Here is a 24,429-nt window from a genome sequence, read left to right as displayed (position 1 = left end):
TGGCTTGCCTCGCTTACTTTGCCGCGGCGGGCGCATCCGCCCGGGCGAAGACCTTGGCACCCGCGATCCAGGTCTCAACAGGCTGGATCGTGTGGATCTGGGTCACCGGCATGTCAAAGGGACTGTTGTCCAGCACCAGGAAATCTGCCCATTTTCCGGCCGTCAGGGAACCAGCCTGCGCCTCGATCCCCATGCGCTTGGCGGCGTTGATGGAGAACATCTCAATCGCCTGCTTCAGGGTGATGGCCTCGCCCAGGCCGAAGCTGCGCTCGCTGCCGCCGGGATTGCGGCGGGTGACGGCCGTTTCAATGCCGATCCAGGGATTGGGGCTGGGCACGACTGCCCAATCCGACCCGGCGATCACCAGCGCATCGGCGGCAAAGGCCTCCTTGATGGGCCAGACGCGGTCGATGCGCGGGGAGCCGACGGCCGAGGTGATGTCGTCATTGATGGGCTGCGGGTCCCAGAGATAGGGGGAGAATTCGGCTGCGGTCTTCAGCTTCTTGAAGCGCGGCATGTCCGCCGCGTCGATGAAGGTGGAATGCCCGATCTGGTGGATCGGCCCCCTCATGCCGTTGGCCTTGCGCGCCGCCTCGATGGCGTCCAATCCTTCGCGCACCGACCGGTCGCCGGCGGCATGGAACATGACGGTGACGCCCTGCTTGTCCCAGTCGGTGACCAGCTTGGCCATCTGCGCGGGATCGAACAGCAGCAGGCCCGTGGCCGGGGCGTTGGGCTGACCGGCATGATAGGGGTGCAGCATGGCCGCCGTATGGCTTTCCGTGGGAACGCCGTCGGCGAAAACCTTGACGCAATTGGCGTTGAAGGTGGCGCGGGTATATTGGCCGCGCGCTGCCAGTGTTTCATCAAAGGCGGCATTCGCCCGGCCCGCTTCGGAGAAGGCGATGCAGGCCTGCACCCGCTGCTTCAGGATGCCCTGATCGGCCAGGGTCGCATAGACCTCCAGATCGTCGCGATAGGCCATGGCCTCGATATAGCCGACGACACCGAAGCCGGACAGCATGTCCAGATGGTGGCGCAGGTTGGCCGCCGTCTGTTCCTTGGTCTGCGGCGGGATCTTGGCCGTCACCAGCCGGCCCGCCGTTTCGCGCAGAATGCCGGTCGGCTTGCCCTTCGCGTCACGTTCGATGATGCCGCCTTCGGGATTGGCGGTGCTGTCTGTGATGCCGGCGATCTTCAGGGCCTGGGAGTTGGCCCAGACGCTGTGGCCGCTGACATCGAACAGCATCAGAGGGTTGGCGGGCGAAATCCGATCCAGCGTTTCCGCCGTGATCGGCGTGCCCTGCATCAGGGAGGCCTGCCATTGCCCACCCGTCACCCACTCGCCGGGCTTGGCCGCCTTCACGCAGTCGGCAACTAGGGCCAGCAGCTTTGCGGCGTCCGCATCCTGCGGCACGCGACAGCGGCCTTCCTCCCCCTTGGCCTGCAGCACGGGATGCACATGCATGTCGTAAAGGCCGGGCAGGATGGTCTTGCCGCTCAGGTCGACCACCTGGCCGGCACCCGCCTGCCACTGCTTGGCCTCTGCGTCACCGCCGATGCGCGCGATATGGCCGTCCTTGACCTCCATCGTCGTGCGCCAGCCGTCGGGTGTGTAGATCTTGCCATTGACGAACAGGAAATCGGCCGCCGCAACCGGGCCGGCGACCGCCAGCGCAATGGCCGCGACGAATGGGGCCAGGAAGGCCGAAGCCGATTTTCGATTTTTCGCCATGGCGCTGATCCTTCTCAGGTGACTTGGAATGGTACGGTTTGGCTTCACACGGGCAATCGGTCCCGGACGGCAGCGGTCACCCGCTCCCGTCCGGGACCGGAACGGGTCAGTAGCGATAACCGACCGTGACCCCGAAGGTGCGGGGACGGATGACTTCCCGACGGAAGAATTCGTTCGGGTTGGAGGCGCGTTCACGCCGCGTCCAGGTCGACTTGTCCAGGATGTTGTTGACGAAGACGGAGACGTCGAAATCCCCCGGCCGCGCGCCGATGCGGGCCGACCAGACGCTCATGGCCGGCGGCAGGGTCAGGTCCGTGTCGATGGCACCGTTGGCGGGGTTCAGGTAGGGCGGCAGCTTCGTCTGCTTGGACCGGTAGTCGAAGTCCGTCCGGACATAGGCGGGAAGCGTGCTGGTGACGTCGAAATCATACTGACCGTGCAGGGAGACGGTCCATGGTGCCCCCTGGACGCGGTCACCACTGCTGACGAGCGGGGCTGCGGCCGTGGGGCCGCCGCGCACCGTTTCCAGGAACTGCGCGTCGGTGTAGCCCACCTCCGCCTGCAAGGACAGGCCCTCGACGGGCCGCACTTCCACCTGCACGTCAAAGCCGCGGCTGCGCGCCTTGCCCAGGTTGGATGTGAACTGGAAGCCGCAGGAATTCAGCCCCACCGCCTGCTGGATGTTCTTCCAGTCGATCTGGTAGACGCTGGCCTGGATGCTGCCCAGACCGGCGAAGCGGCTTTTCACGCCCAGTTCCTTGCTCCAGACGGAGTCTGAATCATAGTTGGTGGGGCGTCCGTTGGGATAGCCGATGGAGTTGAGTTCCGCCCCGCACTGCGTTCCGACCTGCGGGTTGTAGCCGCCGACACGGAACCCGCGCGACGCCGACGCGTAAAGCAGCGTGTCCGGCGTCGCCTGGTAATTCAGGCCGACCTTGGGCGTGATCGGGTTCTCGCTCTGCCGGCCGCGGTCATCCACCAGCGGCCCCACGACGAAGCCCTGGGCGATGTCCTGGATCTTGAATTTGGTGTGGCTGTAGCGCAGGCCGGCAATGGCCGACAGCTGGTCGGTGATATTGTAGGTCAACTGGCCGAAGGCCGCCACCTGCTCGTCGGTGGAAACGGCGTTCTGATCATAGACGGAATAGCCCGGCACCGGCCTTCTCTGCCCGAACAGATAGACGGGCAGATAGGGATCGACCACCTGCTGGATGGAGGTCTGTTCGGCATGGGCGAAGAAGCCGCCGACTACCCATTGCCAATGGCCCGTCGGTTCGTCGGATTGCAGCCGGACCTCCCCGGTCCAGTTCTTCTGCGCCACCACGAAATTCGCCGGTGCCTGCTGTTCGGGCAGATAGGGCAGGTGGTTCACACCAGTGAACAGGGTCTGGTCGAAGGTGGTGTAGTCCTGCACGAACTCCTGACGGCGATCGAAATAGGACCCGACGGCGATCAGTTCGACACCGTCGAAATCGACGCTGACATTAACGGCAGGCAGATAGAACTTGTCCCGACCCGACTCCTGGACCTGATTGGCATTGCGGAAGACGCTGTCGCCGTAATTGGAATATCTCTCCCAGGTCTCAGGACTGTCGTTGGTCTTGAGATCCTGGTAGTAGAAGGACGGCGTGATCTTCACTCTGTCGCTGGCGCGCCAGCTTGCTGCCAGGCGGCCGACATAGCTGTCGGTGCGGTTGGCATTTTCGTCCACCACTTTGCCAGTGAAGGAGCTGATGCGATCGACAAAGCCACCGTCGCGGCGGTAATAAGCGCTGGCCGCCAGCGCCAGCTTGTCATCCACCACGGGACCGGTCAGCGATAGGCCCAATTCGCCGTTGGCCGACCCATGCTGGGTGCTGCTCAGTTCTCCGCGGCTATAGACCTTCAGGCCGGAGAAGGAGGGCTGCTGGGTGATGAAACGCACAGTGCCGCCCATGGACCCGGCGCCGAACAGGGTGCCCTGCGGCCCACGCAGCACTTCCACGCGTTCAAGGTCGAACACCACGGGATAGGCATTGCCGCCGCCATAGCCCAACTGGCGGATCTGGATTGGTATGTCATCAATGTAGATGCCGGTAGTGGCGGCACCCACAGCCGAATTCACGCCGCGGACGGAGATGTTGGACGTGGTGTTGCTGCGTTCGATTGTGACGCCCGGCGTCTGACGGACGATGTCGGAAAAGTCGCGGATACCCCGGCTGTCCATTGCCTCGCTCGACAGCGCGCTCACGCTGACAGGCACCTTGATGATGCTCTGGCTCTGACGGGTGGCCGTGACGATGATCTCTTCCAGCTCCACCGTCTCGTTGATGGATTGCGCCAGGGCGGCGTGGGTTGAGACCAACAGTGCCAATGGGCTGATAGCCAGCAGCGCGAAGCGATTCTTATGTCGCATGGATTCCCTTTAGCCTCCTTATATGGCCCGGTTCCGGGCGGTTATCGATCAAGGATCAATAGTATCAGGATTGAACAGGTGGCTCTGTCCCCAGTACTGATGACAGTCCTTAAGGGGACTGTTCATATTGTTTTTCTCCATCGATAAAGGTCATCATCACGCGCATTTCATGAAGATCGTGGATGTGGGCTGAGTAAGGATTGTCCTGTATGACTATGAAATCGGCAGCCATTCCCTTTTTCAGGGCACCGATCTGATCGCCCAGCCCCATCAGCCGGGCACCGTTGGCCGTGAAAAGCGTGAAGGCCTGTTCCCGGCTGATTGCCTGGCCGGGGGCCAGTTTTTCCGGACTGCCGCCGGGGCGTTCACGCGTGACCAGGGTTTCCAGCGCCAGCCAGGGATTGACTGACGGGATCACCGGCCAGTCCGACCCGGTCACCACCAACGCCCCGGTCTTCAGTGCATCGGCCAGCGGCATCCAGCGCTGCATCCGCTCCGCCCCCACCGCCTTGGCGATGTCGACCGATGCGATCGGCGTCGGGTACCAGATATAGGGGGAGAACTCCCAGGCGGCGTTGATCGGCCCCACGCGGGGAATGTCTGCCGGATCGACGAAGGTGCTGTGGCCGACGGCATGGACCGGTCCGTTCCCGCCATTGGCCTGCCGGGCGAAGGCGATGGCATCAATGGCCGCCCGCACGGCCGCATCGCCGGCCGCGTGGAACTTCACCGACAGGCCCATCTTGTCGAACCGCGCGACCGCCGGGTTCAGGTCGGACGGCGCCATCATCAGGATGCCTTTCTCCGGCCGGCTGTCCCCGGCGCCATGATCGGCATAGGGATGCAGCATGGCCCCCGTATGGCTTTCGGTGGGCACGCCATCCATGAAGATCTTCACGCAGTCGGGCCTGAACCGGTCGGTCGTGTAGTCGGCCCGCGCAGCGATCAGGCGTTCGCCCATGTCCTGCTGCACGCCGGGCAGGGCGTCCCAGACGATGCAGCCGCGGATGCGCTGCTTTACCAGCCCCTCCCGCGTGAGCTGGGCGAAGGGCTCGATATCGGCATCGCGGATGGAGGCCACGGTGAAGGCGGTGATGCCCTGGGACAGCATCATGTCCGCTGCCCATTTGACGGCCGTGCGCCGGGCGGTCAGGCTGTCGGGCGGCAGGGCGCGTTCGACCAGGCTGGTCGCATTTTCCCGCAGCAGCCCCGTCGGCTCCCCTGCCGCGTCGCGTTCGATGATGCCGCCGACCGGGTCTGGCGTGTTGCGGTCGATCCCGGCCAGCCGCAGCGCCAGAGAGTTGACCCAGACGCTGTGCAGCGCCTCGTCATCCAGGACGACAGGATTGTCGGGGGCGACGGCGTCCAGCAGGGCGCGGGTCTGCTGTCCCTGGGTGAAGCTGGCCGCCACCCAGCTACCGCCCTTGATCCAGTCGCCCGGCGCCCGCTTGGCCACGCAATCCCGCACCGCCGCCTGGATGTCGGCCGCACCGGCCCCCGGCGACAGGCGGCAGGCCGCAGCCGCCAGCCCGGCGAACAGCGGATGGACATGGGAATCCACCAGTCCGGGCAGGACGGTGCCGCCATGCACATCGACCAGCGTCGCCGCTGGCCCGGCAAGGCGGCGGGCCTCGCTTTCCTTGCCGACGAAGCGGATCACGCCGTCCTGGACGGCCATGGCTTCGGCCCAGCCCGACGGGGTCTTGATCTGTCCGCCAACGACCAGCAGATCGGCCGGACCCTTCTCCTTGCCCCCGGCTTCCACGGGAAGCAGGCAGGTGGAAAGCAACAGGCCCAGCAGCAGCGTCCGCTCCCTGGATGGCATCCCCATCATATCATCCCCAGGAAGAACTGGTTGCTGTGGGTGAAGTGGTAGCGTACATAGGCGCGCCGGCGGTAGGTGAGCACCGATGCCGACGAGATGCCGAGGTCGAGGGCAATGGCCTCGGCCGTCATCCCAACCATGGAGCGGGCGCAGACCGCGCGCTCCCGCTCCGTTAGGTTGATGAAGATGCTGCCCAACCGATGCTCAATCTTGCAGATTGTGCTGCGGGGATCGATGACCAAGGCGCTCACTGATCTCTCCCTTTCACCCGGCTTGGGTTGCTGGATCGTGCCGGTCCCTGGGCTGGCTGGTCGGGACGATCGGTTTTGTCATCGGTGCGTTCCGGTCGTCAGTTCACCGTTGCGCCGCGCCGGTCGACCACCCGCCGGGCCTTGCCTTCCGATCGCGCCAGGGTGCCCGGCGGCCGGATCACGACATTCACGCTGATCCCGATCAGGGACTTGATCTTGTGGGCGAAGTCGCGGGTGGCACGGGCCTGGTCCTCGGCCGTGCTGCCGGACCGCGCCTCCACCTCCACCGCCACCACGTCCATGCGACCGGGACGGGTCAGTTCGATCAGGTAATGCAGCGACAGGGCCGGGCAGGTCAGCAGGATCTCCTCGATCTGGCTGGGGAAGACATTGACGCCACGGATGATCAGCATGTCATCGCTGCGCCCCGTGATCTTGGCCATGCGCCGCATTGGCCGCGACGTGCCGGGCAGCAGCCGGGTCAAGTCGCGGGTGCGATAGCGGATGACCGGCATCGCCTCCTTGCTGAGCGAGGTGAAGACTAGTTCGCCTTCCGATCCGTCAGGCAGGACGGCGCCCGTCTCCGGATCGATGATCTCCGGATAGAAATGATCTTCCCAGATGGTGGGGCCGTCCTTGGCGATCCCGCATTCTTGGGCGACGCCCGGCCCCATCACCTCCGACAAGCCATAGATATCGGTGGCGGTGATGGCGAACGCGCCCTCGATCTCCCGTCGCATGGCCTCCGTCCAGGGTTCGGCGCCGAAAATGCCGATCTTCAGCGACGTCTGGGCGGGGTCCAGGCCGCGCTTGTGATATTCGTCGATCATCGCCAGCAGATATGTCGGCGTGACCATGATGATGTCGGGCCGGAAATCGGCGATCAGTTGGATCTGCTTTTCCGTCTGCCCGCCGCTCATGGGGATGACGGTGCAGCCCAGGGCCTCCGCCCCGCCATGGGCACCCAGGCCACCGGTGAACAGGCCATAGCCATAGGCGACGTGGACCTTCATGCCACTGCGGCCGCCGGCGGCATGGATCGACCGCGCGACCAGCTGTGCCCAGGTATCCAGATCGGTCCTGGTATAGCCGACGACGACGGGCTTGCCTGTGGTGCCGGAGGAAGCGTGGATACGCGCCAGCCTGTCCTGCGGCACGGCGAAGAAGTCGAACGGATAGGCGTCGCGCAGGTCGGCCTTGGTGGTGAAGGGGAACCTTGCCAGATCGTCCAGCGAGCGCAGATCGTCGGGATGGATGCCGGCCGCGTCGAACTTGGCGCGATAGCGCGGGTTGCCGGTGTAGGCCTGGTTCAGCGACCAGCGGAGCCGGTCCAATTGCAGCGCCCGCAATTCATCCACGGACGCCCGCTCAATGGGGTGCAGCGTTGCGATCATGAGTGGATCACCTGTACGCTGGTGAATTCGGCAAGGCCCAGGCTGGCGAATTCCAGGCCGATGCCGGATTGCTTTACGCCGCCGAACGGGGCGTCGGGCCGGATGGCGCCATGGTTGTTGATCCAGACGCTGCCGCATTCCAGCCGGGCCGCCAGGGCCCTCGCCTTTTCCAGATCCCGCGACCAGATAGAGCCGCCGAGGCCGCTTTCACTGGCGTTCGCCCGGGCGATGACATCCTCGATATCGGTGAAACGGATGATGGGCACGGCGGGGCCGAACTGTTCCTCGTCCACGATGTCCATGCCGTCGTATGCATCGGCCAGGATGGTCACGGGATAGAACAGGCCGGGGCCTTCGGCGGGTTCGCCCCCGCACAGCACGCGGGCGCCGGCCTGCCTGGCCTGTTCCACCAGCCGCTTCACCCGGTCGAACTGCATGGGGTTCTGGACCGGGCCCAGACGGCTGTCGGGTTCCAGCCCGTTGCCCGTGACGATGTTCGCAGCATAGGCGACCAGCCGGTCGCAGACCGCGTCATAGAGGCTGTCATGGACATAGAGACGCTTCAGCGCGGCGCAGGTCTGGCCATTATTGATAAAGATGCCCCAGAACAGCTTGTCGATATGCGCATCCAGATCAGCATCTGGCAGAACGATGCCGGCATCGTTGCCGCCCAGTTCCAGTGTCAGCCGCTTCAGGTTGGCGGCGCCGCTGGCCATGACTTTGCGGCCCGTGGTGGTCGATCCGGTGAAGACGATCTTGTCGATGCCCTTATGGTCGGCCATGGCCTGACCGATCCCATCGGCACCGGCAATGACGTTCAGAACGCCCGGCGGCAGCGCTTCCTGCAACAGCTGCCCCAGCAGCAACGTCGCCAGCGGCGTGTTGGGGGACGGCTTCAGGACCACGGTATTGCCGGCCAGAATGGCGGGCATCACGTGCCAGATGGCGATCATCACGGGGAAGTTCCACGGTGTGATCGAGCCGACAACGCCGATGGGCCTGCGGTGCAGGGTCACCCGCCCCCCGGCATCGTCCTGGATGGTTTCCATCGGCAGGTCCAGGCTTGCCGTGTGGCGTGCCCAGGCGATGGCGCCACCGATTTCCCATTGGGAACCTAGGCCGGCCAGCGGCTTGCCCTGTTCGCGGGTCACCAGTTCGGCCAGTTCCGCGGCGTGGGCTTCGATGATGTCGGCCACGTTGGCCACGACAGCCTTGCGATCGGCTTCAGACCGGGCCGCCCAGCCGGGGAAAGCCTTGCGCGCGGCGCCCACGGCCGCGTCCAGCTGGTCCGCAGAAGCGGCGGGTGCTGTGGCGACAACGGCGCCCGTGGCCGGGTCGCGGACCTCGAAGGTGCCGCTTCCGGCGACTTGCCGGCCGTCGATTGTCAGAGCGAAATTGCCATTCATGGCAGGCTCTCTCCCTATGGTGAGATCTTGTGGTTAGCGGCTTGCCGCACCGAGCATCGCGGCGCGACGGTCGGCGGACATCTGTTCGATCAGGGCGGCACGCAAGGTGTTCACGTCCTGCAGACGCATGCGGCGCAGCCGGTGGATTTCGTCACTGGTATACGGCACGAACCCGCCCGGCACGTCGGGCCCCATGGCGGGAACCAGCCAGTTGATCAGGGCTGCCAGGTCACTGTCATTCAGGGTCGAATTGGCGACGCCGGGAACGCGGATCAGGAACTCCCGTCCCCCCGGAACCGTCAGGAAATTGGCAAGGTGTCCGCGCATCGGCGGCACCTTGCCATACATGCCCTCGCCCCCAGGCAGGTGGCAGCCCTGGCAATTGGTCATGTAGTTCGTGCGCGGACTGCGCGATGGCGGCTGGGCCGCCGCCATCGGCAGGATCAGCGCGGCGGCGAGACAGGCGATGGTGAAGGCCCGCCGCATCGCATCAGCCCGCCGCGCCCAGCACGACGGCCGTCGAGCAGTTGTAAACGATGCCGGACTGCGTCCCCAGACACCAGTTGATGTCGTTGGCGCCCTGCGGCTGATAGACGGGCGTGTCGCCTTCATTGCGGTTGCAGATGCAACGCCCGCAGGCCGCCTTGCCGCAGCAATCATTGTAGGAGATGACGTAATCCTTGCCATCGGCAGGGTTGCGGCAGGTGCCGACCCAGGTGATGGGCGACGGTTCCGTCCCCGGCGGGCAGGATGATACCGATCCGCCGCAGCAGGAGCAGAGGAAGCCGTCGATGGCGCAATAGCGCCAGTAGTCACAGGACGCCGGGTCACCCGTCTCCCCCGGCGGGGCCTTGGCCGCCTGGGCGGATGCGCGCGCCACCGGCAAGGCCGGAAGGCTGGCGGCCGAAGCAAGGGCCCCCAGGCGGCCAAGGATGCTGCGCCTGGAGATGGCCCGGGCGGCTTGCCGGGCGAGGATTTCTGCGATGCGATCCAGTCTCGTCACGGTCTTACCTCCCAACCCATTCGATCTTCGCGCGGTCTTGCGCGGTCTTGGTCACGAATTCCTGCAACGACGCGACCCCCAGATCCTGGGCCGTCAGCAGGCTTTCCAGATGCTCACGGCTATTCACCAGACCGGTGGCGGCCAGCTTGCCGTCAGGCCCGATCAGGGCGGCGTGCGGCAGCTTTGACACGCCGTAGGCCATGCCCAGCTCCGTCGACAGGACCAGCGGGAATTCCTCCAGCTTGTGCTGCCGGATCATCAATTGCTGTGCCGGCTCGTCCCCGTCGCTGGCCAACACGAGATCCAGCCGGTTGCGCTCATCCTCCGCGACCCGCTTGATGATGGGGATCAGCGTCTTGCAGACCGGGCAGGTCGGCGACAGGAAGAACAGCAGCGTGGATCGGGCACCGCCTTCCTGACCGATCACGACCTTGCGGCCGTCAATAGCGCGCAGCGTGAACCGGGGCGCGGTGGCGCCGGCCTTCGGCCCGCCCGGCAGGACCAGGGCGCCGACAGGGCCCAGCCGTTCATGCAGCATGCCGACCTGCCGGAACAGCGCCACGACGGCCGCCGCCAGGGCCAGGATGATGACCCATTGCAGGACAAGGGCGACATAGAGGGCTTCCATCATGACGCGGCTCCGCGGGAGGGCAGGGAAATGGCGGTTTCCAGGGCGGCATAGAGCAGGGCGGCGCCCGGCAGCACGGCCAGCAAAGTCAGATAGTCGATCCAGACCAGTGACCGGTCGGCGACGGGTTGCAACACCGCCAGCAGCGCCAGCGCGGCCAGCACCGCGTTGCGGATGACCATGGTCCAGCGCAGCCGGGGCCGTACTGCGGCGAAACCGATGCAGCCGCAGTCGATCTGGTCATTGCCGCGCAGGAGGTTGAAGCCGATGGCAGCCGCATAGGCCGACAGCAGCCCGGCCGACAGCCAGAGTGCGGAGGGCGACAGCAGCGCCCCCCCCGCCGCCGCCAGTTCCAGCACGACCAGAAGGGCCGCCACCGGCTGGCTGAGTGCCGGCGGCAACAGGCGGTATCCGCCGACCACTGCCCCGATGCGCGGCCAGTCACGCAGCTTGTGCCAGACGGCAAAGGCGAACAGCAGTGCCAGGCCTGCCTTGACCACCAGGGAAAAAACCGGATCAAGCGGCATCTGCTACCTCCCCATCGCGGCGGGCTGGACGGGTGCCGGCTGGATGACGGTCAGGGTCTGGCCCAACTGGTCGACCGCACGCAGCTTCTTGCCGCTGGCCGCATCATAGATGTTGAGCGTGGGGACCCCGAACTCGGTTGCATAGAGCAACGGCTTGGCATCCTGGCTGACGGCGATGGAGGTTGCCGTTGTCTCCAGGTCGATCTGCTGTATCTTCTTGCGGGTCCTCAGATCGAAGACCCAGACCTGCTTGCCGGGGTCCTTGCGCGTCTCCGGCCCGCCCTGATGCATCAGCACGTAAAGCCGGCCCTGGGCCGTGTGATAGGCGCTGGGTTGCAGACCGCCCACCCGCCAGCCATCGGGATTGGGTCCGACCAGCGACCATTGATCGACGACCCTGGGTTCCTTGCCCGCACCGTCGACGATGAAGACCTGGCTGTTGTAGGTAAAGAACATCCAGCGGCTTTCACCCACGCGGACAGCCTTTTCCGTTGCCAGATCCTCCTGCGTCCACAGCGGTTTGGACACGCCGCCCGGCGTCACCTTGCCCTCGGCATCCATCAAGGCCAGTTGCATGGACCCGTCACCGCACTGCATCATGAAGCGGCGGGGGCCGACGGGATAGATCAGGCCGCAGCCCGGTGTCTGGAACTCCCCCACCACCGCGCCCTTGTCCAGGTTCGCCACCGTCACCGATTGTTCAGGTGTGAAATTATAGATCAGGGCAAAACGGCCATCATCGGTCAGGGTGGAGTTGCCGACAAAGGGGATGCCGCTGAACTTCTTGGCCGGGATGATGATCTCCGTCCCCGGCGTCAGGTTCTTCGTCTCGTAAAGGGTCAGCACATCGGTGCGATCCCCCCGCGAGCCCCGCGAATAGAAGGTGGCCGGCACGACGAAACGGTCGCCCCTTGGGTCCAGGCCCAGCGAGCCGTGGCCATAGCCGCCACTGACCATGCCGACGAAGCGACCGTTATCCGCGTCGATCAGATAGGCCCTGCCGTCGGCCATGTTGAAAAAGGCGACGTCATTGACCCAAACCCAGTGGGCAGGCAATTTTTCCGGCAGCGTTTCGACCGACAATTGTTCGGCCTGCAATTCGGCGCGGGCCGGAGCCACAAGGGCAATGGCAGCGCAAAGGGCGATCAGGGAAAGGCGGGACATAGTGGAAATCCTCCGGTCAGAGGCTAGTTCTTCGTGGCCAGGAAGGCGATCAGGTCGGCCCGGTGCGGGGCGTCGGCGATGCCGGCGAACGTCATCCGGTTGCCCTTGATGGCCGCTTGCGGTGCTTTCAGGTAGGCGTCCAGGCTGGCATTGTCCCAGACGAGATTGGCGCCCTTCATGGCGGGCGAGTAATTAAATCCCGGCAGAGCGGCGGACTTCCGTCCGATCACACCTGCCAGATTGGGGCCCATGCCGGACCCCTTGGCGGGGTCCAGCTGGTGGCAGGCCTGGCATTTCGCGGTGAACAACCGGGCACCGGCCGCGGCGTCCTGGGCGCCGGCGGCACCCGTCATCCCGAGTGTTGCGATTGCGCAAATGTAGACTGCCCTAGAAATTCGCATGCTCGGGTCCTTTTAAGGGTTCATCCAGTATCGGCACGTCGAATTCTGCTGCGGCCGACCCTAATCGAAACGGACAGTCAGGCTTGCGCCGATCCAGCGCGGCCGTGCATAGGCCTGGTTTGAGATGCCAAGCGGACCGGACAGGTCAAGGTTGTAGATACGATAGCGGCGGTCCAGGATATTGTTGGCAAAAATCGCCGCTTCGGTCCCGTCGTCGAACATGTAGGCGATGCGGGCATTGCCGACGACACGGGCGCCTTCATGATCGATCGGGGCATTGAAGGTCGAAAAGAACTGCGCGCCGTCGTACTTCCAGTCCGTCTGCACGGCCAGGCTGCCGGCACCAAGGGCGAATTCATACCGCACCATCCAGCCGAGGCTGAGTTCGGGCGCCTGGGGCAGTTCACGGTCCGCGACGGTGCCCGACGGCAGGACGATGTCCTTCACCTTGGTGTCGAGATAGGTGCCGAACAACTGCAAGGTCAGGCCCTTGACGGGCTGCTTGACCAGTTCGAATTCCGCCCCCGTCACCCGCGCCGGATTGTTGCGGATGAACTGGGACAGCGCGACAATGGAGAATGCCTGATAATCCTTGTAATCGTAATGGAAGACGGCCGTGTTGAACTTGGTGGTGCGGTCCAGCGTGAGCTTGGCCCCCATCTCGTAGCTGGTCAGCTTCTCGCTGCCGAACGGGATGGTTGCCGGATCGATTGGCGTGAAGGCCTGTGTGCCGAACCCGCCACTCTTGGTGCCGCGATTGACACCGCCATAGAACAGCATGTCCCTGGTGGGCTTGTAGTTCAGTTCCAGCCGGCCCGACCAGTCATGGAAGGTGCGGCGGGCCAGCGACGGGTTGGTCGTCTGGTTGAAGATGAAATCGCCGATCCCATCGGTCCGATGGGCGAAGTCGTACTTCTTCGCGTCGCTTGAATAGCGCCCGCCGACCACGGCGGAGACAGTGTCGGTCAGGTTATATTCGAACTGTCCGAAGCCGGACCAGTTGTCGGTCTTCAGCGTGCCACCGTAATTCTGCCTGGGCAGGATGCTCAGCGGCGAGGTGATGGCATAGGCATTGTCGGACCGGATCGACAGGTAATAGGCACCGGCCAGCCAGTTGTACCGGTCCGTATCCTGGGCCAAACGCAGTTCCTGGGAAAACTGTTTCAGCTTCTGGTGCGTATCGAAGTTGAAGATCCCGTCCGGCGACATGTCGGTATCCTCGCCGTAGGATTTGCGCAGTTCCTGGTAATCCGTGATGGAGGTCAGGTCGACCGCCCCGACCGTCTGGGTATAGCGGGCGGTGACGCTGGAAAACTTACGGTCGAAGGAACCGATACGGTCGTTGGAAGCCGTGAAGGGATCGCTGTCCGGCTCACGGAAACCAATCGGATCGGCGCCCGGACCCGTGCCGTAATAATCCTCCTGGGGCCCAACGGCCATGCCAAGACCGTTCGCGTCCGGACGCGCGGCGATGTGAGAGTAAAGGCCGCCGCTGCGTTCATGGTCATTGCGCAGATGCTGGACCTTCAGGGTCAGTTCGCCATCCTCGCCGACATCGACCGCCAATTGTGGCCTGATCCCGTAGAATTTCGAGTTTCCCAGGTCCGGGCCGATGCGGTTTTCGATATAGCCCTTGTGATGGTTGGTCGTGAAGGCAAGGCGTCCACGGACCCGGTCGCTCAAGGGGCCGCTGACGGCCCCCTCCGTCGCGATCTGGCTGTGGCTGCCGACGGTCGATGTCAGAAACCCTTCGAAACGATCCGTGGGCTTGGCGGAAACGATCTGGATCAGGCCGCCGGTCGCGTTGCGGCCGAACAGCGTGCCCTGCGGCCCGCGCAGCACTTCCACCCGTTCAAGGTCGAAGGTCTGCCCGCTGATGGCCCCCAGCGCGGAAACATAGACTTCATCGGAATAAAAGGCGATCGGCGCTTCCTGGCTGTCGGCGAAATCGTTCTGGCTGACGCCGCGCAGATTGAAGATCGTGATCGTCGGACTGTACTGGTTGACCTGAAGCGAGGGAACCTGCCCCGCAAGGGCGGTGACGTCCTGTCGTCCGATGGATGCCAGCGCTTCCTCTCCCAATGCCGTGACCGAGGCCGGGACTTCCTGCAGCCCCTGCGCCCGTTTCTGAGCGGTCACGATGATTTCAATTAACCCTTCCCCTTCCGAACTTCCCGGGCCAGAATTCTGCGCGTACACGGAGGTGCACAGCGCAAAAGCGGCCGGGAGCGCCATCAGTTTTCTCATAGCTCCCCCTTAATTCGAATTTTTTCGAATTCTGAGGTTTGCTTTTTCTGTTGTCAAGCGAGAAAGATGGGCCGAAACAACGTCCGTCAGAAGTGTGAATTCGATTGAGGACGATTATGGTAGCTGTCAGTACACCACGGGCTTCGAACAGCCGGGCCACCCAGGCAAGGGGGCGGGCGAGACGGGCGGAACTACTGACCGCCGCACGACAGGTGCTGGGCGAACTGCCGCTTGATCAGGTGGGAATGGCGGCGGTGGCGGAGGCTGCCGGAATACCTTTGTCGTCGGCATACCATTTCTTCGGCGACATCATGGATATTTGGCGGGAGCTGGCCCGCACCATCGCCACCCAGCAGGCGTCGGAAGATCTTGACCTGCCGCCGGCATCCAGCTGGCAGGAACTGATCAAGGCGTCACTGATCCATCACCAGTCAGCTTTCAACAAGGATCCGGCCGCCCGCAAACTGATGCTGGGGCCCCATACGCCCCCGGACATTAAAAGTGCGGCCTGCAAGGAAGATTTCCGTTTCGGCACAGCCCTGTGGATGGCCGTGAAGAAGCAGTTCCTGCTGCCGGAACTGGCCGACTCGCGTGAGCTTTTCTTCAAGGCACTGCTGATCGCCGATGTCTTTTTTTCGCTGTCGGTTGCGGAGCATGATCAGGTTACACAGGAAGCCCTGGATGAGGCTATCATGGCCGTTGTCTCCTATCTTGGCATCTATCTGCCGCCCCATCTTGCTACGCGCGTGTGAGGTTTGTCCGGTATAGCAAGATAAAGGTCAATCGTTGGCACGCTCAGCAACCAAGCTTCGTCCATTACGCCTTTACAGTCGATGCCGATGTACCGGGTGCCCAAGCCTTCATTCCGGGATCAAAGCATCGATATGGCCATCGGGATGGACCAAGATGCGGGCTGCTCCGAAGAGCCATTCCTGCTTGGACACATCTTGGGCACATACACGCCGTGATATTGCCCTTGCAACAAGTTGCAAGTGGTGCACATCTCCAGACAGTTCATCGCATAAAACGTAGATTGAGCGCTGCGGTAGTGCCATAGGAAAGCCGCAGTCAGGGAATGGAGCGTTTTGGTTGGTAGCCCGTGACTACGCAGCGTTTCGGCTCCTCGGCCGTTGGGATAGTCCATCGGTCCAGTACCGGTGGTTTTAATCTGGCATATAATCACGCATGTGTCATGGCAACGGGCCGAGAAATCACAATCGGAGCGCAAAGGCAACCAGTCAGCGGCATCCGTTGCTGGAGCTGTTGATGCTGCCAATGCTGGCTGCGCGATTTGCGATGCAGACAGAGTTCACCAAGCTGCACCGGCTGAAGCTGGCAATTTGGCGGGAGAACACGGTCAGTCGCCAGTTGATGACGGTTCCTAGCGTCGGGCCGATGGTGTAGCTCTGAATTTCTGCTTTGGGGTGGACGACGACCCGGCCAGGAGTATGAGCCCGGCGGCGTGACGAGCACTCAGAAGGCTTGACACCGAAAGGCCCCGGCAGAGGCCTTCGGGGCCGCACGCTCGCTCGCGATGGTCACATCCTCCTCGAACACGTGCGGTGCCGTTGCGGATATGCCTGTGACAGGTCAGTGTACGTCGCCAGCTTAGAAGAAGGCGACCAAGACGCTGAAGCTGTAGCCGATCAGGATTGGGATTAGGATTAGGTTATCGACCCCCTCGACCTTCGGCAAGGCCGGCAGGGTGACCAGCGCCTCACTATGAAGTTAGTCATCCCGGCGCGCCGGCCAGCGGTTGCGTCCCGCCATGCCCGCGGCGGGAATAAACCATAGCCGCGCAACATACGGTCACGGCTATACGACGGGGAAAGTCCCGCTATTGCGCAACGCTATGCAGCCCTTCATGTAAGAACACCAGGGGCGGTAGCCCGGGGATGGGGTGGCGCGATGCGGCTGACATCGAGCATGTGACCCGCGACGTGGCGTAGCATCAACACGCCTCTCTAAGGTAGCGGCCCTCAGACCGCATTCATGGTCAGCAGGTCATATGTCGCCACCAACTCACCATCCTGGTTGGCCACGGCGACGTTCCAGCGCACCTCGCCCATCTCCGGCGTCTTGGCGCTCTTCTCCTTCGCCGTCAGGGCCGCCTGGATGCTGTCGCCGGGCTTCACCGGCTTGATGAAGCGCAGGCTTTCCAGCCCGTAATTGGCCAGGACGGGACCCGGCGCCGGATCGACGAACAGGCCGGCGGCAAAGGACAGGATCAGGTAGCCATGCGCCACCCGTCCGCCGAAGATCGGGCTGGCCTTGGCCGCCTCCTCATCCATGTGGGCATAGAAGGTATCTCCGGTGAATTGGGCGAAATGCTCAATATCCTCCAGCGTGATGGTGCGCGCCGCCGTCTTCTTGGTATAGCCGATGGGCAGTTCCCCGAAGCGCAGGCGGAAGGGATGCACCTCCCCTTCTCGCCGGCTGCTGCCCGTCAGCCAAGTGCCCGTAACCGCAGACAGCATGTCGGGGGAGCCCTGCAGCGCCGTGCGCTGCATGTAATGCTTCACGCCACGGATACCGCCCATCTCCTCCCCACCGCCGGCGCGACCCGGGCCGCCATGCACCAGCACCGGCAGGGGAGAGCCATGGCCCGTGCTTTCCCTGGCGCAGTCGCGGTTCAGGATGTGGATACGGCCATGGAAGGACCCCAGGCCCAGCAACAGGTCGGTGGCAACGCCAGGGTCATGGGTGACGATGGACAGGGCCAGCGAACCCTTGCCGCGATTGGCCAGCGTAACGGCATGCGCCAGATCCCGATAAGGCATCAGGGTCGCCACTGGCCCGAACGCCTCTACTTCATGCAGCAGGTCGGCGTTGTCCGGATCGTCGGTGCGCAGCAGAACGGGCGCAATGAAGGCCCCGCGCTCATCGGTATTCACCACCGGTTCGCCATCACCATGGACCATCCACGCCTCCTGCGACAGCATTGCAATCTTTTCGCGCACATCGGCCAGCTGCGCGGAACCGACCAGGGCCCCCATGGTCACGCCTTCACGGGCGGGGTCACCCACCACGACCTTGGCAAGGGCGGCCTTCAATGCGGCCTGCACCTCATCGATCAGGGAGGCAGGCACCAGGGCGCGGCGGATGGCGGTGCATTTCTGCCCGGCCTTCACCGTCATCTCCCGCACCACCTCCTTCACGAACAGCGCGAATTCCGGGCTGCCAGTGGTGGCGTCGGGGCCGAGGATGGCGGCGTTCAGGCTATCGCGTTCGGCCACAAACCGCACGCCCTCGCGCGCGATGACGGGATGGCTCTGAAGCTTGGCCGCCGTCTGGGCGGAACCGGTGAAGGACACCACGTCCTGGCCCGTCAGATGGTCGAACAAATCGCCGGTGGCGCCCACGATAAGCTGCAGGGCACCGGCCGGCAGCAGCCCCGTCGCGATCATCACGCGGAAGGCGGCCTCGGTGACGTAGGCCGTGGCCGTGCCCGGCTTCACGATGGCCGGCACGCCCGCCAGCAGGGTGGGCGCCAGCTTTTCCAGCATGCCCCAGACGGGGAAATTGAAGGCGTTGATATGCACGGCCACACCCTGCAAAGGCATGTAGACATGCTGGCCGATGAAGCCGCCGCGCTTGGACAGCACCTCCGTATCGCCATCGATCAGGATGCGGGCATTGGGCAATTCCCGCCGCCCTTTGGAGGCATAGGCGAACAGCGTGCCGGCCCCGCCCTCGATATCGATCCAGTTGTCGGCGCGGGTGGCACCGGTATGGGTGGCCAGCGCGTACAGTTCCTCCCTGCGCGCCATGATGGCTTCGGCCAGACCCTTCAACAGGCGTGCACGCTCATGGAAGGTCATGGCGCGCAGGGCCGGGCCGCCGACGCTGCGGGCATGTTGCAGCATGGAGGCGAAATCCAGCCCCTGGCTGCCTGTCTGCGCCACGGTGCTTGCGTCCAGGGCCGACGGGATGGAAACCAGCCCAGTTTGCACCTGTACCCACTGGTCCAGTGCGTAATTGCTCAAAATCGACATGTCATGTGCTCCCGAAAAACTTATTGTCCCGTGAAGCGCGGCTGGCGCTTTTCCAGGAAGGCGGCCACGCCCTCCCGGTAATCGTCGGTGTGGCCTAGCGCACGCTGATGGTCACGCTCCACGTCGAGCTGCTGGTCCAGTGGCACGGACCAGCCGGCGCGGATGGCCTGCTTGATGCGGGCCAGACCTTGCGTCGGCGCCTGGGCTAGGCGGGCGGCCAGCGCATCGACGGTGGCGGCCAACTCCGTATCATCCGCCACGTCCCAGATCAGGCCCCATTCCTTGGCCTGTTCGGCGGGCAGCGGCGTGCCGGTCAGCGCCAAACCCAAGGCGCGGGCCTGGCCAACATGACGCGGCAGGGTCCAGGTGCCGCCGCTGTCGGGCACCAGGCCGATATTGGCGAAGGGCTGGATGAACTTGGCCGACCGCGCCGCGATGACGAGGTCGCAGGCGAGCGAGATATTGGCCCCTGCCCCCGCTGCCACGCCATTGACGGCGCAGATCACCGGTAGGGGCAGGGCCGACAGGCGGCGGATCAGCGGGTTATAGCGGTTCTCCAGCGACAGGCCCAGATCAACCCCATCGCCACCCGGTGACACGGCCCGGTCGGACAGATCCTGGCCGGCGCAGAAGCCGCGCCCGGCACCCGTCAGCACCAGGACGCGGGCGGCACCCGGCTTCTCCACCTCATCCAAAGCCGCCGCCACTTCCGCATGCATCCGCACCGTGAAGCTGTTCAGCCGGTCAGGACGGTTCAGCGTCAGCCGCGCTACGCCGGCATTGATATTGAACAGGATGGTCTCGAACATGGGCATGCATCTTCCCCGAGCGGCAGGCCGTTCCTGCCGTGTTTAATAGAATGACCGGTCAATCTATTATTGACAAGCCCTTAATTCGGAGGTTTAGCTGTCAGTCATGCGAACCATTCTGGAAACAGGGACGCCCGTGGGCGTCGTCGGTGCGGGTGCCATGGGTGCCGGCATCGCAGAGGTCGCGGCGGCCGCCGGCCACCGTGTGGTGCTGCTTGACGTCGGTGCTTCGGCGCTGGAGAGGGGGCGCGGCATCATCGATGCCTCGCTGGCCGGCCAGGTGAGGCGCGGCACATTGACGGAGGCGGCAGCCGGGGCCATCCGCGCCCGCCTGACCCTAAGCGAGGATATCGCCGACCTTGCCCCCTGCGTCCTGGTGGTGGAGGCGATCGTGGAGCAGACAGCACCCAAGGCGGCCCTATTCGCGCGGCTGGAGAAGGTGCTCGGAGCCGAGGCCGTCATCGCCTCAAACACCTCCTCGCTGCCGATCTCCAGCCTAGCTATTAGTCTGGAGCGGCCGGAGCGGTTCGTCGGCCTGCATTTCTTCAACCCCGCCCCGGTGATGAAACTGGTGGAGGTGGTGACCATACGCGACAACGCGACTGGGCTGGGCCCGATCCTCGTCGACCTGATGCGCCGGTGGGGCAAGGTGCCCGTGCAGGCCGCCGACGTGCCTGGCTTCATCGTCAACCGGGTGGCCCGTCCCTATTATGCGGAGGGGTTCCTGGCCCTGGGTGAGGAGCTGGATGCGGCCAGCATCGACCATGCACTAAAGGCGGCGGGCGGTTTCCGCATGGGGCCGTTGGAACTGGCGGACCTGATCGGCCATGACGTCAATTATGCCGTCGCCAGCTCGGTTTACAGCGCCTATGCTGGCAAGACCCGCTTCCGCCCACAGGACGTACAGAAGGCGTTGGTCAATGCCGGGAACCTGGGCCGCAAAACCGGCAGTGGTGTGTTCATGGCGGGGACGAAGCCCATCATTGCCCTGGAACCAACCGCCCCCCGTCCTGGCCTTTTGTGCTTCGGCGAGGGTCTGGCGGCGCTGCGTGCCGCCGAGTTGGAGGCTGCGGATGACGTTGCACTGCCCGCCGATACCATCCTGATCGATGGCGTCTTGCTGCGTCTAGGTGACGGTCGCACGGCCGCCGCCTTGGCCGCCGAGGATGGTCGAACGCGCATCATGCTGGACACGGCACGCGATTTCGCCAGTGCCTCGGCCCTGGTCGCCAGTCTGGCTGACCCGCAAGACTTTGCGGCCCGCACCGCCTTTGCCGGTTTCGCTCAGGCCCTGGGCAAGGACGCGCTGGTGCTGCCCGACCGGCCCGGCGGGCTGGTCCTGCGCACCTTGGCGCAACTGGCCAATTGTGCAGCCGATGCCGCCCATGACCGGGTTGCTGATCATGCCGGCATCGACGCCGCCATGATCCACGGCGCCAACCATCCGCAGGGGCCGCTGGCCTGGGTCGATCAGGCCGGCCCCGCGTGGGTCCGCCAAGTGCTCGCCAATCTGGCGGCGGCCACTGGCGACGACATGTACCTGCCCAGCGAAGGATTGCCCCATGAGTGACCGTACCCGCCAGATCGCCGAAACCATGCTGTCGCGCGAGGGCACCGGGCCCGCCTGGGGCATCCGGATTGAGGAGGCGGGCGAAGGCTATTCAAGGCTGTCCATGGCGCTGCGGCCCGACATGCTGAACGGCCATGGCATGGCCCATGGCGGCATGATCTTCGCCCTGGCCGACACGGCCTTCGCCTATGCCTGCAACAGCCGCAATCAGGCCGCCGTGGGCGCCCAGGCCTCCATCGCCTATCTGGCCCCGGCCTATGGCAAAGACGTGCTGGTGGCCGAAGCGCGGGAGGCGGCCGTGGCCGGGCGCAGCGGCGTCTACAACGTCAGCGTCCATACCCGGGACGGGCGCGTCATCGCGGAATTCCAGGGCCTGTCGCGCACCATCGGCGGCCCCGTCATCCAAGAGGAAGCATGAATATGGCCGACGCCTTCATCTGTGATGGGCTGCGCACGCCCATCGGCCGCTATGCCGGGGTACTGGCCCCCGTCCGCCCTGACGATCTGGCCGCCATCCCCATCAAGGCGCTGCTGGCGCGGTCCCCTGCCCTGGCCGGAGCCCGCTTCGATGATGTGATCCTGGGCTGCGCCAATCAGGCCGGGGAGGATAACCGCAACGTGGCCCGCATGGCGGCACTGCTGGCCGGATTGGGCGCGGAAGCGCCGGGCACCACCGTCAACCGGCTCTGCGGGTCCGGCCTGGATGCCGTGGGCATCGCCGCCCGCGCCATCAGGGCAGGCGAGGCCGACCTGATCCTGGCCGGCGGTGTGGAGAGCATGAGCCGCGCACCCTTCGTCCAGGGCAAGGCCGACAGCGCCTTTTCCCGCGAGGCGCGGATCTTCGACACCACCATCGGCTGGCGCTTCGTCAACCCGCTGATGCACAAGGAATTCGGCACCGACAGCATGCCTGAGACGGCGGAGAACGTGGCCAACGATTTCGCCATCTCCCGCACCGACCAGGATGCGTTCGCCGTCCGCAGCCAGGCCCGCGCCGCCGTCGCCCAGGCCAATGGCCGCCTGGGCGCGGAGATCACGCCCGTCACCATCCCGCAGCGCAAGGGCGCCCCGCTGGTCGTCGATCAGGACGAGCACCCCCGTGCCACCAGCCTGGAGGCGTTGGCCGGGCTGAAGCCCATCGTCCGGCCAGGCGGCACGGTGACGGCCGGCAACGCGTCGGGCGTCAATGATGGTGCTGCGGCCCTGATCGTAGCCTCGGCCGCTGCCGTGGAGCGCTACGGCCTCGTTCCGCGCGCCCGCGTGCTGGGCATGGCCACAGCCGGCGTGCCGCCGCGCATCATGGGCATCGGGCCTGCGCCGGCCACCACAGCACTGCTGGACCGGCTGGGCCTGTCCATCGGTGATATCGACGTGGTTGAGCTGAACGAAGCCTTCGCCGCCCAGGGCCTGGCCGTGCTGCGCCAGCTGGGCCTGCCCGACAATGCCGAGCATATGAACCCCAATGGTGGCGCCATCGCGCTGGGCCATCCGCTGGGCATGTCCGGCGCGCGGCTGGTGATCACGGCGACGGAGGAATTGCAGCGCCGGGGTGCACGGCGGGCGCTGTGCACCATGTGCATCGGCTTGGGCCAGGGTATCGCGCTGGCGCTGGAACGGGTGTGATCAAGGCCTTGCCGCACCAGAAAGTCCCCGAAAGCTGCACATAATTAATTGACCGTCTGGTCGGTCTATTATATTCTACCCCCACGAACAGCGAGAGGCCCCCATGTACACGACCGAATTGCAGAAGCAGGCCGCCGTGACTTCCGTCGAACCCGCCGAGCTGCTGGCCGCGTTCGAGGCGCGGGTGGCCGCCGACGAGTTCATCGAGCCCAAGGACTGGATGCCGGAAGCCTATCGCCGCACCCTGATCCGCCAGATGTCGCAGCATGCGCATTCCGAGGTAGTGGGCATGCTGCCGGAGGGCAACTGGATCACCCGCGCGCCCTCGCTGCGCCGCAAGGCCGTATTGCTGGCCAAGGTGCAGGATGAGGGCGGGCACGCGCTCTACCTCTATTCCGCGACGGAGACGCTGGGGGCAGCGCGCGACGACCTGATCGACGCGCTGCACAGCGGCAAGGCCAAATACTCCACCATCTTCAACTACCCGACCCTGACCTGGGCCGATATCGGCGCTATCGGCTGGCTAGTAGATGGTGCCGCCATCATGAACCAGGTGCCGTTGCAGCGCACCTCCTACGGGCCCTATGCCCGCGCCATGGTGCGCATCTGCAAGGAAGAGAGCTTCCATCAGCGCCAGGGCTACGAGATCATGATGGCGCTGGCCGGCGGCACGGCGGAACAGAAGCGCATGGCCCAGGACGCGCTGAACCGCTGGTGGTGGCCGTCCTTGATGATGTTCGGCCCGCCCGACGACAATTCCCCCAATTCCGCCCAGTCCATGCGCTGGCGCATCAAGCGCGACACCAACGATCAGCTTCGTCAGAAGTTCGTCGACATCACGGTGCCCCAAGCGGAAGCCATCGGCCTGTCGGTGCCCGACCCCGATCTGAAATGGAACGAGGCACGGGGCCAGTATGATTTCGGCGCCGTCGACTGGGAGGAATTCTATGCCGCGGTGCGCGGCGAGGGCCCCGTGGCGCGGGAGCGTATGCAGGCCCGCCGCAAGGCCTGGGACGACGGCGCCTGGGTCCGCGACGCCGCCACGGCCCATGCCGAGAAGCAGCGCGCCCGGCAGGCCGCCTGACCGCCAGTCATTGTCCATGACCGGCGCAGGCCGGCGACTGCCGGCCCGGCGCTTGAGGGAACAGCAAAAAGGATCAAACCATGTCCCAGCACTGGCCCCTGTGGGAAGTGTTCATCCGGTCGAAGAATGGCCTGTCGCACCGGCATGTCGGCTCCGTCCATGGCGCCGATCCGGACATGGCCCTGCGCCATGCCCGCGACACCTATACAAGACGCATGGAGGGGGTGAGCCTGTGGGTCGTGCCCTCGGCCGCCATCACCGCGTCTGACCCGGCCCAGTCCGGCCCGCTGTTCGAGCCGGCGGCCGACAAGGTCTACCGGCATCCGACCTTCTATCACGTGCCCGAGCACATCAAGCATATCTGAGGGCCGC

General features: G+C 64.8%; 22 protein-coding genes. 7 read left to right on the top strand and 15 right to left on the bottom strand.

What is annotated here, in order from left to right; all coding sequences use genetic code 11:
* Window positions 1-13 precede the first annotated feature (13 nt).
* From C0V82_RS12920 to C0V82_RS12860, 13 genes are all read right to left on the bottom strand, one after another.
* A complete protein-coding gene (locus tag C0V82_RS12920; RefSeq protein WP_094453437.1) occupies window positions 14-1,735 on the bottom strand; it encodes an amidohydrolase in 1,722 nt (573 codons plus the stop codon).
* 106 nt (window positions 1,736-1,841) lie between these two features.
* On the bottom strand, window positions 1,842-4,130 hold the full coding sequence (locus tag C0V82_RS12915; protein WP_094453435.1) for a TonB-dependent receptor: 2,289 nt from the start codon (window positions 4,128-4,130) through the stop codon (window positions 1,842-1,844).
* A 109-nt stretch (window positions 4,131-4,239) separates the two neighbouring features.
* Window positions 4,240-5,955 (bottom strand): amidohydrolase, encoded by a 1,716-nt coding sequence (locus tag C0V82_RS12910; RefSeq protein WP_199772412.1) that lies wholly within the window; start codon window positions 5,953-5,955, stop codon window positions 4,240-4,242.
* Between the two features lie 5 nt (window positions 5,956-5,960).
* The gene (locus tag C0V82_RS27265) at window positions 5,961-6,206 is read right to left on the bottom strand and encodes a LuxR C-terminal-related transcriptional regulator (protein ID WP_199772411.1); all 246 of its coding nucleotides are present in this window, start codon (window positions 6,204-6,206) and stop codon (window positions 5,961-5,963) included.
* 98 nt (window positions 6,207-6,304) lie between these two features.
* Entirely contained in the window at window positions 6,305-7,600 is a 1,296-nt protein-coding gene (paaK, locus tag C0V82_RS12900) for a phenylacetate--CoA ligase PaaK (protein ID WP_094453431.1), read from the bottom strand.
* The gene (locus tag C0V82_RS12895) at window positions 7,597-9,006 is read right to left on the bottom strand and encodes an aldehyde dehydrogenase family protein (protein WP_094453429.1); all 1,410 of its coding nucleotides are present in this window, start codon (window positions 9,004-9,006) and stop codon (window positions 7,597-7,599) included. Before C0V82_RS12895 ends, paaK begins: the two co-directional genes overlap by 4 nt.
* 33 nt (window positions 9,007-9,039) lie before the next feature.
* On the bottom strand, window positions 9,040-9,492 hold the full coding sequence (locus C0V82_RS12890) for a c-type cytochrome (RefSeq protein WP_094453427.1): 453 nt from the start codon (window positions 9,490-9,492) through the stop codon (window positions 9,040-9,042).
* Window positions 9,493-9,496: 4 nt separating this feature from the next.
* Window positions 9,497-10,009 (bottom strand): methylamine dehydrogenase light chain, encoded by a 513-nt coding sequence (locus tag C0V82_RS12885; protein WP_094453475.1) that lies wholly within the window; start codon window positions 10,007-10,009, stop codon window positions 9,497-9,499.
* Window positions 10,010-10,013: 4 nt separating this feature from the next.
* Entirely contained in the window at window positions 10,014-10,640 is a 627-nt protein-coding gene (locus tag C0V82_RS12880) for a redoxin family protein (RefSeq protein WP_199772409.1), read from the bottom strand.
* The gene (locus C0V82_RS12875) at window positions 10,637-11,164 is read right to left on the bottom strand and encodes a MauE/DoxX family redox-associated membrane protein (protein WP_094453425.1); all 528 of its coding nucleotides are present in this window, start codon (window positions 11,162-11,164) and stop codon (window positions 10,637-10,639) included. Before C0V82_RS12875 ends, C0V82_RS12880 begins: the two co-directional genes overlap by 4 nt.
* Before the next feature lie 3 nt (window positions 11,165-11,167).
* Window positions 11,168-12,328, bottom strand: coding sequence for an amine dehydrogenase large subunit (locus tag C0V82_RS12870; protein ID WP_094453423.1), 1,161 nt, complete (start codon window positions 12,326-12,328; stop codon window positions 11,168-11,170).
* A gap of 23 nt (window positions 12,329-12,351) precedes the next feature.
* Window positions 12,352-12,681 carry a c-type cytochrome gene (locus C0V82_RS12865; RefSeq protein WP_199772408.1) on the bottom strand — a complete coding sequence of 110 codons (330 nt, stop codon included), beginning with the start codon at window positions 12,679-12,681 and terminating at the stop codon, window positions 12,352-12,354.
* Window positions 12,682-12,789: 108 nt separating this feature from the next.
* Window positions 12,790-14,868: a TonB-dependent receptor gene (locus C0V82_RS12860; RefSeq protein ID WP_199772407.1), complete on the bottom strand. Its 2,079-nt coding sequence runs from the start codon at window positions 14,866-14,868 to the stop codon at window positions 12,790-12,792.
* A gap of 224 nt (window positions 14,869-15,092) precedes the next feature.
* Between C0V82_RS12860 and C0V82_RS12855 the strand changes: the two genes are divergently transcribed.
* A complete protein-coding gene (locus C0V82_RS12855; protein ID WP_094453417.1) occupies window positions 15,093-15,728 on the top strand; it encodes a TetR/AcrR family transcriptional regulator in 636 nt (211 codons plus the stop codon).
* A 514-nt stretch (window positions 15,729-16,242) separates the two neighbouring features.
* The gene (locus C0V82_RS26895) at window positions 16,243-16,380 is read left to right on the top strand and encodes a hypothetical protein (protein ID WP_158659902.1); all 138 of its coding nucleotides are present in this window, start codon (window positions 16,243-16,245) and stop codon (window positions 16,378-16,380) included.
* A gap of 575 nt (window positions 16,381-16,955) precedes the next feature.
* Here C0V82_RS26895 and paaZ read toward each other — a convergent pair.
* Together paaZ and paaG are read right to left on the bottom strand one after the other, a co-directional pair.
* The gene (paaZ, locus tag C0V82_RS12850; protein ID WP_094453415.1) at window positions 16,956-18,971 is read right to left on the bottom strand and encodes a phenylacetic acid degradation bifunctional protein PaaZ; all 2,016 of its coding nucleotides are present in this window, start codon (window positions 18,969-18,971) and stop codon (window positions 16,956-16,958) included.
* Between the two features lie 20 nt (window positions 18,972-18,991).
* Window positions 18,992-19,786 carry a 2-(1,2-epoxy-1,2-dihydrophenyl)acetyl-CoA isomerase PaaG gene (gene paaG / locus C0V82_RS12845; RefSeq protein WP_094453413.1) on the bottom strand — a complete coding sequence of 265 codons (795 nt, stop codon included), beginning with the start codon at window positions 19,784-19,786 and terminating at the stop codon, window positions 18,992-18,994.
* 100 nt (window positions 19,787-19,886) lie between these two features.
* Here paaG and C0V82_RS12840 point away from each other — a divergent pair, with 100 nt between their 5' ends.
* From C0V82_RS12840 to paaB, 5 genes are all read left to right on the top strand, one after another.
* Window positions 19,887-21,350: a 3-hydroxyacyl-CoA dehydrogenase NAD-binding domain-containing protein gene (locus tag C0V82_RS12840; protein ID WP_094453411.1), complete on the top strand. Its 1,464-nt coding sequence runs from the start codon at window positions 19,887-19,889 to the stop codon at window positions 21,348-21,350.
* The gene (gene paaI / locus C0V82_RS12835; RefSeq protein WP_094453409.1) at window positions 21,343-21,768 is read left to right on the top strand and encodes a hydroxyphenylacetyl-CoA thioesterase PaaI; all 426 of its coding nucleotides are present in this window, start codon (window positions 21,343-21,345) and stop codon (window positions 21,766-21,768) included. Before C0V82_RS12840 ends, paaI begins: the two co-directional genes overlap by 8 nt.
* A gap of 2 nt (window positions 21,769-21,770) precedes the next feature.
* The gene (pcaF, locus tag C0V82_RS12830) at window positions 21,771-22,973 is read left to right on the top strand and encodes a 3-oxoadipyl-CoA thiolase (protein ID WP_094453407.1); all 1,203 of its coding nucleotides are present in this window, start codon (window positions 21,771-21,773) and stop codon (window positions 22,971-22,973) included.
* Window positions 22,974-23,076: 103 nt separating this feature from the next.
* Window positions 23,077-24,057: a 1,2-phenylacetyl-CoA epoxidase subunit PaaA gene (gene paaA, locus C0V82_RS12825; protein ID WP_094453405.1), complete on the top strand. Its 981-nt coding sequence runs from the start codon at window positions 23,077-23,079 to the stop codon at window positions 24,055-24,057.
* Between the two features lie 80 nt (window positions 24,058-24,137).
* On the top strand, window positions 24,138-24,422 hold the full coding sequence (gene paaB, locus C0V82_RS12820) for a 1,2-phenylacetyl-CoA epoxidase subunit PaaB (protein ID WP_094453403.1): 285 nt from the start codon (window positions 24,138-24,140) through the stop codon (window positions 24,420-24,422).
* The last annotated feature ends 7 nt before the right edge of the window (window positions 24,423-24,429 follow it).

The organism is Niveispirillum cyanobacteriorum, from assembly GCF_002868735.1.
Lineage (GTDB): Bacteria > Pseudomonadota > Alphaproteobacteria > Azospirillales > Azospirillaceae > Niveispirillum > Niveispirillum cyanobacteriorum.
The sequence above is the reverse complement of the archived record's forward strand: the minus strand, read 5'-3'. Positions and strand labels throughout refer to the sequence as shown.

What these genes read in the sequence shown, in the direction of transcription:
- C0V82_RS12920 (WP_094453437.1), bottom strand. Translation starts at nt 1,735, where the DNA reads ATGGCGAAAAATCGAAAATCGGCTTCGGCCTTCCTGGCCCCATTCGTC.
- C0V82_RS12915 (WP_094453435.1), bottom strand. Translation starts at nt 4,130, where the DNA reads ATGCGACATAAGAATCGCTTCGCGCTGCTGGCTATCAGCCCATTGGCA.
- C0V82_RS12910 (WP_199772412.1), bottom strand. Translation starts at nt 5,955, where the DNA reads ATGCCATCCAGGGAGCGGACGCTGCTGCTGGGCCTGTTGCTTTCCACC.
- paaK (WP_094453431.1), bottom strand. Translation starts at nt 7,600, where the DNA reads ATGATCGCAACGCTGCACCCCATTGAGCGGGCGTCCGTGGATGAATTG.
- C0V82_RS12895 (WP_094453429.1), bottom strand. Translation starts at nt 9,006, where the DNA reads ATGAATGGCAATTTCGCTCTGACAATCGACGGCCGGCAAGTCGCCGGA.
- C0V82_RS12890 (WP_094453427.1), bottom strand. Translation starts at nt 9,492, where the DNA reads ATGCGGCGGGCCTTCACCATCGCCTGTCTCGCCGCCGCGCTGATCCTG.
- C0V82_RS12880 (WP_199772409.1), bottom strand. Translation starts at nt 10,640, where the DNA reads ATGATGGAAGCCCTCTATGTCGCCCTTGTCCTGCAATGGGTCATCATC.
- C0V82_RS12875 (WP_094453425.1), bottom strand. Translation starts at nt 11,164, where the DNA reads ATGCCGCTTGATCCGGTTTTTTCCCTGGTGGTCAAGGCAGGCCTGGCA.
- C0V82_RS12870 (WP_094453423.1), bottom strand. Translation starts at nt 12,328, where the DNA reads ATGTCCCGCCTTTCCCTGATCGCCCTTTGCGCTGCCATTGCCCTTGTG.
- C0V82_RS12865 (WP_199772408.1), bottom strand. Translation starts at nt 12,681, where the DNA reads ATGACGGGTGCCGCCGGCGCCCAGGACGCCGCGGCCGGTGCCCGGTTG.
- C0V82_RS12855 (WP_094453417.1), top strand. Translation starts at nt 15,093, where the DNA reads ATGGTAGCTGTCAGTACACCACGGGCTTCGAACAGCCGGGCCACCCAG.
- C0V82_RS26895 (WP_158659902.1), top strand. Translation starts at nt 16,243, where the DNA reads ATGCTGCCAATGCTGGCTGCGCGATTTGCGATGCAGACAGAGTTCACC.
- paaZ (WP_094453415.1), bottom strand. Translation starts at nt 18,971, where the DNA reads ATGTCGATTTTGAGCAATTACGCACTGGACCAGTGGGTACAGGTGCAA.
- paaG (WP_094453413.1), bottom strand. Translation starts at nt 19,786, where the DNA reads ATGCCCATGTTCGAGACCATCCTGTTCAATATCAATGCCGGCGTAGCG.
- C0V82_RS12840 (WP_094453411.1), top strand. Translation starts at nt 19,887, where the DNA reads ATGCGAACCATTCTGGAAACAGGGACGCCCGTGGGCGTCGTCGGTGCG.
- paaI (WP_094453409.1), top strand. Translation starts at nt 21,343, where the DNA reads ATGAGTGACCGTACCCGCCAGATCGCCGAAACCATGCTGTCGCGCGAG.
- pcaF (WP_094453407.1), top strand. Translation starts at nt 21,771, where the DNA reads ATGGCCGACGCCTTCATCTGTGATGGGCTGCGCACGCCCATCGGCCGC.
- paaA (WP_094453405.1), top strand. Translation starts at nt 23,077, where the DNA reads ATGTACACGACCGAATTGCAGAAGCAGGCCGCCGTGACTTCCGTCGAA.
- paaB (WP_094453403.1), top strand. Translation starts at nt 24,138, where the DNA reads ATGTCCCAGCACTGGCCCCTGTGGGAAGTGTTCATCCGGTCGAAGAAT.